Annotated in this window: 15 protein-coding genes; 6 read left to right on the top strand and 9 right to left on the bottom strand. The window is 69.7% G+C overall.

From position 1 onward, the window contains the following. Window positions 1-147 precede the first annotated feature (147 nt). Window positions 148-786 carry a LysE family translocator gene (locus E3T34_RS06670; protein ID WP_134342532.1) on the top strand — a complete coding sequence of 213 codons (639 nt, stop codon included), beginning with the start codon at window positions 148-150 and terminating at the stop codon, window positions 784-786. A 177-nt stretch (window positions 787-963) separates the two neighbouring features. Here the strand turns inward: E3T34_RS06670 and E3T34_RS06665 are convergent, their stop codons facing one another. Both E3T34_RS06665 and E3T34_RS06660 read right to left on the bottom strand, forming a co-directional pair. Further along, window positions 964-1,377: an alpha/beta hydrolase gene (locus tag E3T34_RS06665; protein WP_241977360.1), complete on the bottom strand. Its 414-nt coding sequence runs from the start codon at window positions 1,375-1,377 to the stop codon at window positions 964-966. 237 nt (window positions 1,378-1,614) lie between these two features. After that, window positions 1,615-2,160: a YbhB/YbcL family Raf kinase inhibitor-like protein gene (locus E3T34_RS06660; protein ID WP_104099926.1), complete on the bottom strand. Its 546-nt coding sequence runs from the start codon at window positions 2,158-2,160 to the stop codon at window positions 1,615-1,617. 119 nt (window positions 2,161-2,279) lie between these two features. On the opposite strand from E3T34_RS06660, the gene E3T34_RS06655 reads away from it, so the two are divergent. From E3T34_RS06655 to E3T34_RS06635, 5 genes are all read left to right on the top strand, one after another. Then, window positions 2,280-3,206, top strand: coding sequence for a rhodanese-related sulfurtransferase (locus E3T34_RS06655; protein WP_134342531.1), 927 nt, complete (start codon window positions 2,280-2,282; stop codon window positions 3,204-3,206). A 79-nt stretch (window positions 3,207-3,285) separates the two neighbouring features. Next, entirely contained in the window at window positions 3,286-4,500 is a 1,215-nt protein-coding gene (locus E3T34_RS06650; protein WP_104099928.1) for a cysteine desulfurase-like protein, read from the top strand. 84 nt (window positions 4,501-4,584) lie between these two features. Further along, window positions 4,585-5,505 (top strand): ABC transporter ATP-binding protein, encoded by a 921-nt coding sequence (locus tag E3T34_RS06645; RefSeq protein ID WP_134342530.1) that lies wholly within the window; start codon window positions 4,585-4,587, stop codon window positions 5,503-5,505. Beyond that, entirely contained in the window at window positions 5,502-6,344 is an 843-nt protein-coding gene (locus E3T34_RS06640) for an ABC transporter permease (protein WP_134342529.1), read from the top strand. The genes E3T34_RS06645 and E3T34_RS06640 overlap by 4 nt, the downstream gene beginning before the upstream one ends. Window positions 6,345-6,378: 34 nt before the next feature. Next, complete coding sequence (locus E3T34_RS06635) at window positions 6,379-7,395, top strand: MDR family oxidoreductase (RefSeq protein WP_134342528.1); 1,017 nt, start codon at window positions 6,379-6,381, stop codon at window positions 7,393-7,395. 188 nt (window positions 7,396-7,583) lie between these two features. On the opposite strand, the gene E3T34_RS06630 is transcribed toward E3T34_RS06635, so the two are convergent. The 7 genes from E3T34_RS06630 to hemQ all read right to left on the bottom strand — a co-directional run bounded on the left by E3T34_RS06630 (window position 7,584) and on the right by hemQ (window position 13,980). Beyond that, window positions 7,584-7,934 carry a hypothetical protein gene (locus E3T34_RS06630; protein ID WP_104099932.1) on the bottom strand — a complete coding sequence of 117 codons (351 nt, stop codon included), beginning with the start codon at window positions 7,932-7,934 and terminating at the stop codon, window positions 7,584-7,586. An 88-nt stretch (window positions 7,935-8,022) separates the two neighbouring features. Then, window positions 8,023-9,351: a glutamate-1-semialdehyde 2,1-aminomutase gene (hemL, locus tag E3T34_RS06625; protein WP_104099933.1), complete on the bottom strand. Its 1,329-nt coding sequence runs from the start codon at window positions 9,349-9,351 to the stop codon at window positions 8,023-8,025. Then, window positions 9,351-10,337, bottom strand: coding sequence for a porphobilinogen synthase (hemB, locus tag E3T34_RS06620; RefSeq protein WP_370247314.1), 987 nt, complete (start codon window positions 10,335-10,337; stop codon window positions 9,351-9,353). Before hemB ends, hemL begins: the two co-directional genes overlap by 1 nt. Before the next feature lie 43 nt (window positions 10,338-10,380). After that, the gene (locus E3T34_RS06615) at window positions 10,381-11,172 is read right to left on the bottom strand and encodes a uroporphyrinogen-III synthase (protein WP_134342572.1); all 792 of its coding nucleotides are present in this window, start codon (window positions 11,170-11,172) and stop codon (window positions 10,381-10,383) included. After that, on the bottom strand, window positions 11,172-12,125 hold the full coding sequence (gene hemC, locus E3T34_RS06610; protein WP_134342526.1) for a hydroxymethylbilane synthase: 954 nt from the start codon (window positions 12,123-12,125) through the stop codon (window positions 11,172-11,174). The genes E3T34_RS06615 and hemC overlap by 1 nt, the downstream gene beginning before the upstream one ends. After that, window positions 12,122-13,216 (bottom strand): ferrochelatase, encoded by a 1,095-nt coding sequence (locus E3T34_RS06605; protein WP_104099937.1) that lies wholly within the window; start codon window positions 13,214-13,216, stop codon window positions 12,122-12,124. Before E3T34_RS06605 ends, hemC begins: the two co-directional genes overlap by 4 nt. Further along, a complete protein-coding gene (gene hemQ / locus E3T34_RS06600) occupies window positions 13,216-13,980 on the bottom strand; it encodes a hydrogen peroxide-dependent heme synthase (RefSeq protein WP_104099938.1) in 765 nt (254 codons plus the stop codon). Before hemQ ends, E3T34_RS06605 begins: the two co-directional genes overlap by 1 nt. Between the last annotated feature and the right edge of the window lie 18 nt (window positions 13,981-13,998).

The raw sequence follows: 13,998 nt of genomic DNA, 5'->3' as shown, positions 1-13,998 counted from the left end.
AGCATCCGGGCCCGCACGACCGGAACCTGCACGATTACCACAGTGCCTCCGGTTGAGCGTGCCCGTTCCGCGGGTCACTCTCGACCGGACCAGGCACACTCGCGACAGCGGATGCCCCGGACTCCCGGCCGGGTTAACCTTTCGTATATGGTCCCATCGCCCAACCTGCTGACGTTCGCGCTGGCATCCGTCGCCCTGATCGTGCTGCCCGGACCCACCGTGCTGTTCGTGATCGGGCGGTCCCTGGCGCTCGGACGCCTCGGCGGCCTGCTGAGCGTGCTCGGCAACGCCCTCGGGCTGATCCCGGTGGTCGCGGCCGTCGCGCTGGGCCTCGGCGCAATCGTGACCGGGTCGATCGTGGTGTTCACGACGATCAAGTTCGCCGGCGCCGCGTACATCGTCTACCTCGGCGTGCAGGCCATCCGGCACCGGCACGCGGCCGCCCGGAGCATCGGTCTGAGCAGCGTGCCGAAGACGAAGTGGCGCCTGCTGGCCGAGGGATCGGTCGTGGGGATCAGCAACCCCAAGTCGATCGTGTTCTTCGTGGCCGTGCTGCCCCAGTTCGTGGACTACTCGGCCGGGGCCGTCCCGCTTCAGCTGCTGACCCTGGGCCTTGTGTTCGTGCTGCTTGCCCTGCTCGGCGACAGCGTGTGGGCCCTCGCGGCAGGCTCGGCCCGCGATTGGTTCGCCTCGTCCCCCCGCCGCATGGAGCACCTCTCCGCGGGCGGCGGCGTCATGATGATCGGCCTCGGCGGCGTGCTCGCCGCCACGGGCGCCCAAGCCTGACCTTGCCCCCGGTGGTCGACCGCGGTTCCGATATCGGCCCCGAAAGTCGGGCCTGTCGGACCCGGTGAGCCGATGTCCGAAGGTTTCTCTGCGGCCCGCATTGGTCGCGGCGCACCCGGTGGAAGCTGGCGGACCGTAGAACATGCGCCGGCTTCCACAGGGTGCGCCATGAACGTTCTAAGCGACGGTTGCGACGGTTGCGACGGTTGCGACGGTTGCGACGGTTGCGACGGCCGCGAGCGGCACCCCGGCGACGCGGCGCACGAAGGCACCCAGGCGGCGGTAGACCTCTTGCGATTCCGGATGTGCGGCGTCCTGCTGCCAGGTGTGGCGCGTGTTGGTCTGCTTCCGGTCGTAGATCAGCGCGTCGACCGCGATGGAGCGCCGGCGCAGCGCAGCGATGAAATTGAGGTTTGCCCGGTAGAAGTGGTCACGCTCCGAGGTGGTCACGAACACCGGCGGGAACCCACGCTCGAGCCACTCGATCGGGGACATGAACCGGGCCGCGGTACGCAGCACGACCCCGCGGCCGCGCTCCGGCAGCAGCATCCGCAGAAGATTCAGGCTCAGCACGAATCCGCGCTCGAACATCACCGAGATGTCGGCGATGTTCGAGCACGATCCGGTGGGTATCCCCGCCGAACTCCTCGATGTGGCGGGCCACCCAGCGCAACACCTCGTTGCCGTCGTCCAACATGTGCTTCAGCTGGAAGCGCGTCGCCATCCGGTAGTTCGCGTTGACGACGATCATGCCGTCGACCGCCTGGCTGGCCGCGTACTCCGTCAGCGGCGCCTTGTCGCCCGTGGACAACCTCGGAAGACCTCAGCTCAGGGGTTGTGGGCGGCTCCTCCGTGCACACCCGTGGCCTCGAGCACCGCGCGCGCCAGGGTGTGGAAGTGCAGGTTGAACCCCAGCACGGCCGGCGTGGAGTCCGGGTCGATGTCGAGCCGGGCCACGTCGACCGCGTGCACGATGAACTGGTACCGGTGCGTGCCGGTGCCGGCCGGAGGGCTCGCGCCGACGAAAGCCGACTGACGGCCTTCATTGGGCAGGGTCACGGCACCCCTCGGCAGCAGCCGGCCGCCCGGAGCGCCGGCGTCTGCGGGCAGGGCCACGCAGTCGGCCGGCAGGTTGACGACCGCCCAATGCCAGAATCCGGACCCGGTCGGAGCGTCCGGGTCGTACAGGGTCACCGCGAAACTCTTCGTGTCGGCCGGGAATCCCGACCACTCCAGGTGCGGGGACAGGTTCCGGCCGCCGGAGCCGGTGCCGTACTGCGCCGCGGTGAGGGGCACTCCGTCGGTCATGTCCGTGCTCGTCAGCGTGAATAGCGGTACAGCGCCGAACCGGGCGAGAGGATCGTTCTGGGCCATTGGGCCTCCAATTGGTTGCCAGAAGCTTAGCCAGCCGGCCACCCGGCCCGCGCCCCCCATCCAGGCACCCACCCGGATATCAGCCGAATACCAGCCGGCGAACTCGGTAAAATGGCGCGGTGGCTATTCCGAAGATCCTGCTCTACTACGTCTTCACCCCTCTGGCCGACCCCGAAGCCGTGCGTCTCTGGCAGCGAGACCTGTGCGAATCGCTGGGCCTGCGCGGGCGAATCCTGATCTCCACCGACGGCCTCAACGGCACCGTCGGCGGCGATCTTCCCGCGATCAAGCGCTATCTGCGCAAGACTCGGGACTACGCCCCGTTCAAGAATCTCGACGTCAAGTGGAGCGAGGGCACCGGGCTCGATGAGCAGGGTTTGAGCCTCGACTTCCCCCGGCTGGTCGTGAAGGTGCGGGATGAGATCGTGAGCTTCGGCGCACCCGGCGAGTTGCGCGTCGACGCCGGCGGCGTGGTCGGCGGCGGCGCCAAGCTCTCCCCGGCCGAGCTGCACGCCCTCGTCGGTGAGCGAGGCGACGAGGTCGTTTTCTTTGACGGCCGCAACGCGTTCGAGGCCGAGATCGGCCGCTTCCAGAACGCGATCGTGCCGGATGTCGCCAACACCCGCGAGTTCGTGGCTGAGCTGGAGAGCGGCACGTACGACCACCTCAAGGACAAGCCCGTCGTCACCTACTGCACCGGCGGCATCCGCTGCGAGGTGCTCAGTTCCCTGATGAAGGAGCGCGGCTTCGGCGAGGTCTACCAGCTTGACGGCGGCGTCGTGCGCTACGGCGAGGCCTTCGGCGACGACGGCCTCTGGAACGGTTCGCTCTACGTCTTCGACCAGCGGATGTCGCTGGACTTCAGCGACCATACCGCCGTGATCGGGCGCTGCTTGGTGTGCGGTGAACCGACGAAGAACCTGCTCAACTGCCGAGATCCCTCCTGCCGGGAACAGCTCGTCGTCTGCCCGGGCTGCGTCGCTGCCAAGGCCCCGGCGTGCGCGGCCCACGCCACCGCCCACGCTGACGCGCACACCCGGGCCTGACCGGCCGCGGTGCGCCCTCTCGCAGATGCCGACATGCTACTTCCCCGGGGCAGGAGGCGGGGCTGTGATTGGATGCACTGTGACCTTTGATGCGCAGACGATCCGACCCAGCTTTCCCGCCCTCGCCACCGGCACGGCCTTCTTCGACGGCCCGGGCGGCACCCAGACCCCCCTGGCGGTCGGTTCCGCGATCGCGTCGACGCTGACCGGTCCGCTCTCGATCCGGGGAACCGGAAGTACCTCCCAGCAGAACGCGGAGGACGCCGTCACCGGGTTCCGGAGCGCCATGGCGGATCTGCTCGGCGCCGAAGAACGCGGAATCGTCTACGGACGCAGCGCCACGCAGCTGACCTACGACCTGGCGAACGCCCTGTCCGCCGGATGGGGCCCGGGCGACGAGGTCGTGGTCACCCGGCTCGACCACGACGCGAACATCCGCCCGTGGATGCAGGCCGCCGACCGGGCCGGCGCCACGGTGCGTTGGGCGGACTTCGACCCGGCCACCGGTGAGCTGAGCGTCCCGGACATCGCCGCGGTCCTCAGCGAGCGCACCCGGCTGGTAGCCGTGACCGCCGCCTCCAACCTGATCGGCACCCGCCCGCCCGTGGCGGCGATCGCCCGGCTCGCACATTCCGTCGGCGCGCTCCTCTACGTCGACGGCGTGCACTACACGCCGCACGCGTCGGTGGACGTCGCGGCGCTGGGAGCGGACTTCTTCGTCTGCTCGGCCTACAAGTTCTTCGGTCCGCACTGCGGGATTCTCGCTTCCGCGCCCGCGCTGCTCGAAACGATATATCCCGACAAGCTGGTGCCCTCGAGCGACCAGGTGCCCGAGCGTTTCGAGCTGGGCACGCTCCCCTACGAGACGATGGCGGGGGTCACGGCTGCCGTCGAATTCCTCGCCGGCCTCGGCGACGCCGCGCCGGCCGGGGCCTCTCGGCGGGAGCGCCTGATCCGCTCGTCCCAGGCTCTCGAACACCACGAGGAGACCCTGCGCGGCAAACTGGAGGCCGGCCTGGCGGAGCTGCCGGGGGCGCGACTGCACTCGAGGGCTGCCGTGCGCACACCCACCGTGCTGGTCACGTTCACCGGCCACGACACCGCGGATGCGTCCCGCCACCTGTGCAAGCAGGGCATCCTCGCCCCCGCCGGCTCGTTCTACGCCCTCGAAGCCTCCCGGCACCTCGGACTCGGCGACCGTGGCGGCCTGCGGATCGGCCTCGCCCCCTACAACACCGTCGATGAGGTGGCCCGGCTGCTCGCCGCACTGAGCGTCTTCCTCCGCGTCACCTGACCCGGTCGTCTCCGCCCCTAGGCTGGAACCAGATCCCAGAGATCGACTATCAGCGCGGGACTACCAGCAACGAAGGGGGAACGGATGCCGGTCGGCGCGGTCATCGAGTTCAGCAACATCACCAAGACGTTCGGCAACGTCACCGCGGTGGACAACCTGTCCTTCACCGTGGAGCCCGGCCGGGTCACCGGCTTTCTCGGCCCCAACGGCGCCGGAAAGACCACCACGCTGCGCATGCTGCTCGGGCTGGTCGCGCCCACGTCCGGCACGGCCACCATCGACGGCATCCGCTACCGTGACCTGCCGCGCCCGCTGCAGACCGTCGGGGCCGCCCTGGAGGCAGCCAGCTTCCATCCCGGCCGCAGTGCCCGGAACCACCTGGCGGTCTACGCCATCGCGGCGGGGCTGCCCGCCGCCCGCATCGACGCGGTGCTGCACACGGTCGGCCTCGGCGCACACGGCGCCCAGCGTGTCGGCGGCTTCTCGCTCGGCATGCGGCAGCGGCTCGGCCTGGCCTTCACCCTGCTCGGCGACCCCGGCGTGCTCGTGTTGGACGAGCCGATCAACGGGCTCGACCCGGAGGGGATCAAATGGATCCGCGGCTTCCTCCGCACCATGGCCGACGAGGGGCGCACGGTCCTGGTCAGCTCCCACCTGCTCTCCGAGGTGCAGCAGAGCGTCGACGACGTGATCATCATCGCCGACGGAGCCCTCGTGCACCGAGGCACCCTGTCGAGCCTCGAGACCGAGGCGGCGCCGCGCATCCTGGTCGACTCCCCCGACCGCACTGCTCTTGAGGCCGCCCTCAGCCAGGCCGGCATCGAGTTTTCCACCGGGCGCACCGGGTTGTTCGCCGCTGCGCCCGACCCGGCCCTGATCGGCCACATCGCGTTCTCGGCCGGGGTGGAACTCAGCGCTTTGCACCGGGAGAGGAAGGGGCTCGAGGAGGCATTCCTCGCCCTCGTGAACGGCCACGCAAACGGAAACGGAGGCGAGTCGCGATGACGTCCTTCAGCCGCGCCCTCGGTGCCGAGTTCGCCAAGCTCGGCACAACGCGCCTGTGGTGGGTCCTCGCCGCGGTCATGTTCGGTTATATCGCCCTGCTCGCCGGCGGCCTCTCGGCGCTGTTCGCGGGGATCGAGAGCGGCGCGATCAGCCCGGATGCCGCCGGTACCGGATCCCAGGGACTCGCCGGGTTCGGCAGCCTCCCACCCCTGATCTACAGCTTCGCGTCATCCGTCGGCTATGTCTTCCCGGTTCTGCTCGGGGCCCTCGCCACCACGGGCGAATTCCGGCACCAGACCCTCACCCCCACGTTCCTCGCCAATCCCAGGCGGGCCCAGGTGCTCGGGGCCAAGACGATCGCTCTCTTCGTGGTCGGCGCGGTCTTCGGGGTCGTCGCGCTGCTCGCATCCGTCGGCGTCGGCGCGCTCGTCATCAACGCGTTCGACGTCGACCCGCTGCTGGCCGATAGCGCTACCTGGGCGCTGATCGGCCGCACGGTGCTCGCCATGGCCATCTGGTCGACCATCGGTGTGGGCCTCGGCGTGCTCGTGCATAGCCAAGTGGCGTCGATCGTCATCGTGCTCGCCTTCACCCAGTTCGTCGAACCGCTGCTGCGCTTCGCATCCCTGTTCACCGACGTGACGCGAGGGATCGGCAACTACCTGCCGGGGGCCGCCTCCGATGCCCTGGTCGGCGCGAGCTTTTTCACCCTCGCCGCGCCGGGAGGCACCCCGGCGGCGCTGCTCGAGTGGTGGCAGGGCGGGCTCGTCCTCCTGGCCTACATGCTCGCCGCGACCGTGATCGGCTATGCGGTCAGCTGGAAGCGCGACGTCACCTGACCACCTGACCCGAACGCCCGCGTAGTCTCGACGCATGGGTATTGAGACTGAGTTCCGGGCCATCGTCGTCGACCGCATCGAAAATGCCGAGGGCCGGAAGACGCAGAGCGCGGCCATTCGCGTGGTTGACGACGGCTTCCTGATGGCCGGCGACGTCACCATCGCGGTCGAGTACTCAAGCATCAACTACAAGGACGGGCTCGCCCTGATGGGCCGCCCCGGGGTCGTGCGCGCCTGGCCCCTGGTCGCCGGGATCGACCTGGTCGGAACGGTCGAGCAGAGCGCCGACCCGCGCTGGTCGGCCGGAGACCAGGTCATCCTCAACGGGGCCGGTCTGAGCGAGACGCACCACGGCGGGTTGGCCGAACGGGCCCGCGTGTCGGGGGGCTCCCTGGTGCGGCTGCCTAACGGTATCAGCGCCGTGCGGGCCGCCGCGATCGGCACGGCCGGGTTCACCGCCATGCTGTCCGTGCTCGGCCTCGAACGGGGTGGGGTCACGCCGGAGTCCGGTGCCGTGCTCGTGACCGGCGCTGCCGGCGGGGTCGGCAGCGTCGCCGTGGCACTGCTCGCCGCCCGCGGCTTCCAGGTGCACGCGTCAACCGGCCGCATCGATGAGCTCGGGGACTACCTGCGCGGGCTCGGTGCCGTCGAACTCGTCGATCGCCGCACCCTCAGCGAGGCCGGCAAACCGCTGCAGGGCCAGCGCTGGGCCGGGGCCGTCGATTCGGTCGGCAGCGCCACCCTCGCCAACGTCCTCGCCCAGACGAACTACGGCGGAGTGGTCACCTCCTGCGGCCTGGCCCAGGGGGCCGACCTTCCGGCCACGGTCATGCCCTTCATCCTGCGCGCCGTCAGCCTGATCGGGATCAATTCGGTCGAGGCTCCGCTCGCCCAGCGCGAGGAGGCCTGGCAGCGCCTCGCCTCGGACCTCGACCTGGGCCTGCTCGACCACCTCACCCAGGTGATCCCGCTGGAGGCGAGCTTCGATGCCGCCGCGGGCATCCTCGCGGGCACCATGCACGGTCGAACCGTCGTCGACGTGCGCCGCTAGCACGCGACTCCGAGGCTGCGGCTGTGGCTGCCGCTGCCGCTGCCGCTGCCGCTGCGGCTTAACGTCGTCCCGAACGAATCCGACGGAGATTTTGCTCAAAACAGGCCCTAAACATCCGTCTCAGTCCGGAATCGGTAGAATCTCCGTCGAATCGGTTCGACAGCGGACGTGCTCGACCAGTGGGACGGTCAACCGCCGAGCTTGAGCGACGCGATCAGGTCCGGGGCGTGGTTGGTGGTCAGGATCACCCGGGAGAACTCGTCGTCAATGAGGTCGATCACGACCGCCTGGCGCTTGCGCTTGATCGCCAGGAAGTCCTTGCCGCCGCGGAACTTCCAGGTGCCCACCGCGACCACCAGGGGCAGGCCCACCCCGGGAGAACGGATCCCGCGGATCCAGATCCACGGGTCATCCGTGATCGTCACCGAACGGATGTTCCCGCGCGGCACGACGATGTCCTCGCGCCGCAGGGCGAGGGTCTTCTCCGCTTTCGTGAGGTGGATCTCAAGCCGGTCAGGGTGAACGCGGAGGGAAGCCATGCGTCTAGTCTGCCTGTTCCGGGACGAAATCCACCTGTCGGAACCTCACAAAGGAATAACTCCCGGGTGTACGGGTCACACCTGCAGGTCACACCTGCGGGGTCGCGGCGGCCGCGGCCTTCGCTGCGGCAGGGAGGGCGTCAAGGATCCAGCCGACCGCGCTCTCGTCGTGGGCGTTGGAGACGAACCAGGCCTCGAACACGGACGGCGGCAGCGAAACGCCCTGATCCAGCATGGAGTGGAAGAACGGACCGTAGCGGAACGTCTCCTGGCGCTGCACCTGAGCGTAGTTCCGAGGCGCGCTGGCGGCGGCTTCGGCACCGAATACGAAGCTGAACAGGTTGCCGGCCCGCTGCACGCTGTGCGCGACGCCCTCGGCCGAGAAGGCGGCGGAGACGGCCTCGGAGAGCAGCAGCGCGGTGGCGTCGATGCGCTCGTAGACGCTCTCGTCCAGGGCCCGCAAGGTGGCGATGCCGGCGGCGACCGCCACCGGGTTCCCGGAGAGCGTGCCGGCCTGATAGACCGGGCCGTTCGGAGCCAGGAAGTCCATCACGTCGGCGCGACCGCCGAGGGCCGCCACCGGCAGGCCTCCGCCGATGACCTTGCCGTAGGTGAACAGGTCCGGCGTGTAGTCCGCCTGCCCCTGGCCCACGGTGTCCAGTCCCCAGTAGCCGGCCGGATGCACCCGGAAGCCGGTGAGGACCTCGTCGATGATCAGGAGCGCGCCTTGCTCGTGCGCGAGGGCGGTGAGCGCGGCGTTGAAGCCGGCGTCGGGAGCCACGACACCCATGTTCGCCGCCGCCGCCTCGGTGATCACGGCGGCGATCCGGCCCGGGTGCGCCTCGAAGGCGACTCGTACGGCATCCAGGTCGTTGTACGGCAGCACGAGGGTCTGCGCGGCCGTCGCTGCCGTGACCCCGGCCGAGCCGGGCAGGGCCAACGTGGCCAGGCCGGACCCTGCCTGAGCCAGCAGTCCGTCCGAGTGACCGTGGTAATGCCCGGCGAACTTGATCAGCAGGTCGCGACCGGTGAAACCGCGGGCCAGACGGATGGCCGTCATGGTGGCCTCGGTGCCGGTCGAGACCAGGCGCAGCTTCTCGACCGCGCCGACGCGTTCCTCGATCAGTTCGGCCAGGATGGTCTCGCCGGGCGTAGAGGCACCGAAGGACAGGCCGAGCGCGGCGGCATCCTGCACCGCCTGCACGACCTCCGGGTGGGCGTGGCCGAGGATGGCCGGGCCCCAGGAGCTGACCAGGTCGACGTATTCACGCCCGTCCGAGTCGGTGACGTAGGCGCCCTTCGCTTTCACCAGGAACAGCGGGGTGCCCCCGACCGACCGGAAGGCCCGAACGGGTGAGTTCACTCCGCCGGGGATGGCGCGCTGCGCGCGGGCGAAGAGATCGTCGTTGCGGGACATCATCGGGCCTGTCTTTCGTTGAACCAGGTGGCCAGTTCGACCGCCCAGTAGGTGAGCACGGCGTCCGCTCCGGCGCGACGGATGCTGAGCACGGACTCCTCGACGGCCCGGCGGCGGTCGATCCAGCCGTGGGCGGCTGCGGCCTCAATCATCGCGTATTCACCGGATACCTGGTAGGCCCAGACCGGAACGTCACTGACGGCGGCGACCTCGGCGAGCACGTCGAGATAGCTGCCGGCGGGCTTCACCATCACGATGTCGGCGCCCTCCTGGATGTCGAGCCGGGCCTCGCGCACGCCCTCCCGGCGGTTCGCCGGGTCGAGCTGGTAGCTGCGCCGGTCACCGTCGAGGGTTGACTCCACCGCGTCGCGGAAGGGACCGTAGAAGGCCGAGGCGTACTTGGCCGAGTAGGCGAGCACGGCCGTATCGACGTAGCCGTTCTGGTCGAGCGCCTGGCGCACGGCGGCAACCTGGCCATCCATCATTCCGCTCAGGCCGAGTAGCTGCGAGCCGGAGGCCGCCTGCACGAGCGCCATGTCGCAGTAGCGCTCGAGGGTGGAATCGTTGTCGACGCTGCCGTCTGCGCCGACCAATCCGCAGTGGCCGTGGTCGGTGAACTCGTCGAGGCAGAGGTCGGTCTGCACGACGAGGGCGTCGCCGACCTCGTCGGCCAGCGCGCGGGTGGCGGCGTTGAGGATGCCGTCAGGATCGGTCGCCCCGGAGCCGACGGCGTCGCGCACGGTCGGCACCCCGAAGAGCATGACGCCGCCGATGCCCGCTCCCGCGGCCTCGGTCACCGCCCGCCGGGCGCTGTCAATGGTGTGCTGAACCACCCCGGGCATCGACTGGATCGGCATCGGGTCGCCGCTGCCCTCCCGCACGAACATCGGAAGAACCAATTCGGAGGGGTGCAGACGGATTTCGCTGGCCAAGCGACGGAGCGCGGGAGTGGTGCGCAACCGTCGCGGGCGGATGACGGGGTTTATCACCCGTCAATGCTACGTCGCCGGGCCGGGCGTGCGCGAACCGTCAGCGGGATTGGGCGACGTGCACCAGGGCCTGGATCAAGGACTCGGCGCTGGGCGAATCGGCCACGACGTCGACGCGCAGGCCGATGGCCGCCGCATCCCGCGCCGTGCGCGGCCCGATGCAGGCCACCACGGTCGATTCGGGGATCGGCCCGAGTTGGTCCTGCACCTGCTGCGCCACGCTTCCGGAGGTGACGAGCAGGGCCTGGACAGTGCCGGCCGCGACGTCCGCGACGACGCGCTGGTCGACCGGGACGCCGATGGTGCGGTATGCGACGACCGATTCGACGTCGTGGCCGATCCGGCGCAGCCCCTCGGTCAGCAGCGGCTTGGCGATTTCCGAGCGGAGAGTGAGGATGCGCAGCGGCACCTGGCCCGAGGTGGCCGTTTCCCACTCCTCGAGGAGTCCGCGGGCCGAGTTGTCTTCGGAGGGGACGATGTCGACCCGGTAACCGGCCGCGATCAGAGCCGCGGCCGTTGTCTCGCCGACCGCCGCGATGCGCGTGGACGCGGCCACGACGGCACGGTGCGACGACAGAACGTCAACGGTCGTGGCGCTGGTCACGGTCATCCAGTCGAAGTCGCCCGCCGCGAGGCGTGCCAGGGCGGCCTCGAGCGCGGGGGCGTCGTCGGTCGGGGCGAAGTTGATCATGGGGGCCACGATCGGCTGGGCGCCCTTGGAACGCAGGTCGGCGGCGACGTGGTCGCCCCACGGGCCGCCGCGCGGCACGAGAACCCGCCAGCCGGTGAGCGGCTTGGCGAGGCTGGCTTTTGTCTTGTAACGCGAGTTCATCACGAAGTCACCTTGATCGGGGCGAAGTCGGCAGCGCCGCCGGCGAGCAGGTCAAACGAAACACGGTTGGACACGTCTTGCGCGGCTTCGGCCAGGTGCGCAATGGAGTGGGAGTCGGGGGTGGCGGCATGGGAGCTCACGACGCTGCGGGAGCCGTCCGGGCTGTACACCGTGGCGGTGAGGAACAGGAGCCCGTCGTCGATCGCGGCCATGGCGCCGATGGGCGCGGCGCAGCCGGCTTCGAGCCGCTCCAGCACCAGACGCTCGGCCATGACGGTGGTCTGGCTGGTCGAGTGATTGATCGCAGTGAGGGCCGTGGCGAGAGTACGGTCGAGCTTCCCGTCGCGCACCTCGAGCGCGAGCGCGCCCTGGCCGGGAGCGGTCGGCCAATCCGACAGTTCCAGGTATTCGCCGTCCACGGACTCGAGCAGCGCCAGCCGGCTGAGGCCCGCGGCGGCGAGCACGACGGCGTCGAGGTCGCCCTCGGCCACACGGTTCAGACGGGTCTCCACGTTGCCACGGATGTCCACGACGTCCAGGTCCGGGCGCAGCGATCGCAGCTGGGCGGCCCGGCGCGGTGACCCTGTGCCGACTCGCGCGCCCTCGGGCAGCGTGGTCAGGTTCAGCCCCTCGCGGGCGCAGAGCACGTCGCGCGCATCCGCCCGCTTCGGGGTGGCGCCGATTCGGAGGCCCGGGTAGGCGGCCGTCGGCAGATCCTTGAAGGAATGCACGACGACGTCGCATTCTTCGGCCAGGAGCGACTCCCGCAGGGCGCTGGCGAAGACGCCCGTGCCGCCCAGGCTTGACAGAGACTCGCGGGAGGTGTCGCCGTGCGTCGTGACCGTGACGATTTCGACCTCGGAGCCGGACGCGGTCGCGATGCGGTTCGCAATCGCAGTGGTCTGCGCCAGGGCGAGCGCGCTGCCACGGGTTCCGACGCGGATCAGGCTCACGGAGCCATCCCGGCGACGGCCGGCTTGAAGCCCAGGCGCACGTTCTCGCAGCAACCGGGGCGGCAGACGTCGTACCAGGGTCCGAGGTCGGTCTCGTGCGGACGAGCGTCGGCGGGGGTGTCGTTCATGCGCTCCTCAACCAGGTCGATGAGCCCGCTCACGAAGGCCGGGTCGACGCCGGGCGTCGGCACCCGCACGGACACCAGGCCGAGGTCCCCGGCGGTCTCGGTGGCCTCGTTGTCGAGGTCCCACATGACCTCCATGTGGTCACTGACGAAGCCGAGCGGCACGATGACGATGGCACGGATGCCCCGCTCCGGCAGCAACGCGATGGCGTCGTTGATGTCGGGCTCGAGCCACGGCATGGTGGGCGGCCCGCTGCGGGACTGGAAGACCAGCTGCCACGGGGTGTCCACCCCGACCATGACCTTCTGGGCGACGGCGAGGTGCTGCGCCGCGTAGGCGCCGCCCTCGCCGAAGCCGCGCTCGGCCGGGCCGCTCTTGTTGGCGTCGGTCATCGGGATCGAGTGGGTCGAGAACAGGATTTCGACCTCGGTGGCCAGGTCGATTCCGGGGACCTGGGCCACGACATCCGCGAGCCCCTTCTGGAGGGCGGTCACGAACGGGGTGACGAATCCGGGGTGGTCGAAGAACTGGCGCACCTTGTCGATGTGCACCACGCCCTCCAGCCCGGTCGCGGTCAGCGCGGCCGCGAAGTCCTCGCGGTACTGGCGGCAGCCGGAGTAGGAGCTGTAGGCGCTGGTGGCGATGGCCAGGAGCCGGGTCTGGCCGTTGTCGTTGGCCTCGCTGATGGTGTCGCGCAGGTAGGGTGCCCAGTTGCGGTTGCCCCAGAGCACGGGCAGGTTGATGCCGCGGCGTTCGAGTTCGGCCTGGAGCGCGGCGCGAAGCACACGGTTCTGGTCGTTGATCGGGCTGACCCCGCCGAAATGGCGGTAGTGCTTGGCGACCTCTTCGAGGCGCTCCTCGGGGATGCCGCGCCCGCCGGTGACGTTGCGCAGGAACGGGATCACATCGTCCTGACCCTCGGGGCCGCCGAAGCCGGCGAGCAGGATGGCATCGTAGGTAGTCATTACTGCAGAACCTCCACCAGTTCGGCCGTCGAGATGCGGCGGCCGGTGTAGAACGGGACCTCTTCGCGCACGTGGCGGCGCGCCTCGGTGTTGCGCAGTTCGCGCATCAGGTCGACGAGCTCGGTGAGCTCGTCGCTTTCGATCGGCAGCAGCCACTCGTAGTCGCCGAGGGCGAACGAGGAGACGGTGTTGGCGATGGCTCCGCGGAAGGCCGCGCCCTTGCGGCCGTGGTCGGCGAGCATGGCGCTGCGCTCGGCCTCCGGCAGCAGGTACCACTCGTAGCTGCGCACGAACGGGTAGAGGGTCAGCCAGCCCTTCGGCTCCACTCCGCGCAGGAACCCAGGCACATGGCTCTTGTTGAACTCGGCGTCGCGGTGCACGCCCATGGCGTTCCAGGTCGGCAGGAGGCTTTTGAGGAGGCGGCTACGACGCAGCTGGCGGTGGGCCCACTGCAGGGTCTCGGCCTCCGGTGCGTGGGTCCAGATCATCACGTCGGCGTCGGCGCGGAGCCCGGAGACGTCATAGAAGCCGCGGACGGTGACGCCCTCGGCCTCAACCAGACCGATGACGTCGTCGAGCTCCAGGACGGCTCGGGGCACATCGTGGCCGTCGAGGTCGTCCGGGTTGCTCGGATCTTTGCGCAGCACAGCGAAGAGCGTGAAACCCTGCGGCGACGCGTCTGGCGCGTCAGTCGTTCCGTGGGTCTCGGCAGAGGTGGTGGAGTGAGGTGGGTTTACTGCCTCTCCGGCAGCCGGGTGAGTCATAACTACTAGTCTCTACTC

It is taken from the genome of Cryobacterium sp. TMT1-62 (assembly GCF_004403145.1).
GTDB classification, from domain to species: Bacteria; Actinomycetota; Actinomycetes; order Actinomycetales; family Microbacteriaceae; genus Cryobacterium; species Cryobacterium sandaracinum.
Note: the sequence above shows the minus strand (reverse complement) of the source record. Positions and strands in the feature narration are given on the sequence as shown.

Excerpts from the sequence above, each read along its gene's own strand:
- E3T34_RS06615 (WP_134342572.1), bottom strand. The coding sequence starts at position 11,172 with ATGAACTCGCGTTACAAGACAAAAGCCAGCCTCGCCAAGCCGCTCACC.
- E3T34_RS06670 (WP_134342532.1), top strand. The coding sequence starts at position 148 with ATGGTCCCATCGCCCAACCTGCTGACGTTCGCGCTGGCATCCGTCGCC.
- E3T34_RS06665 (WP_241977360.1), bottom strand. The coding sequence starts at position 1,377 with ATGTTCGAGCGCGGATTCGTGCTGAGCCTGAATCTTCTGCGGATGCTG.
- hemL (WP_104099933.1), bottom strand. The coding sequence starts at position 9,351 with ATGTCCCGCAACGACGATCTCTTCGCCCGCGCGCAGCGCGCCATCCCC.
- hemQ (WP_104099938.1), bottom strand. The coding sequence starts at position 13,980 with ATGACTCACCCGGCTGCCGGAGAGGCAGTAAACCCACCTCACTCCACC.
- E3T34_RS06660 (WP_104099926.1), bottom strand. The coding sequence starts at position 2,160 with ATGGCCCAGAACGATCCTCTCGCCCGGTTCGGCGCTGTACCGCTATTC.
- E3T34_RS06640 (WP_134342529.1), top strand. The coding sequence starts at position 5,502 with ATGACGTCCTTCAGCCGCGCCCTCGGTGCCGAGTTCGCCAAGCTCGGC.
- E3T34_RS06645 (WP_134342530.1), top strand. The coding sequence starts at position 4,585 with ATGCCGGTCGGCGCGGTCATCGAGTTCAGCAACATCACCAAGACGTTC.
- E3T34_RS06605 (WP_104099937.1), bottom strand. The coding sequence starts at position 13,216 with ATGACTACCTACGATGCCATCCTGCTCGCCGGCTTCGGCGGCCCCGAG.
- E3T34_RS06630 (WP_104099932.1), bottom strand. The coding sequence starts at position 7,934 with ATGGCTTCCCTCCGCGTTCACCCTGACCGGCTTGAGATCCACCTCACG.
- E3T34_RS06635 (WP_134342528.1), top strand. The coding sequence starts at position 6,379 with ATGGGTATTGAGACTGAGTTCCGGGCCATCGTCGTCGACCGCATCGAA.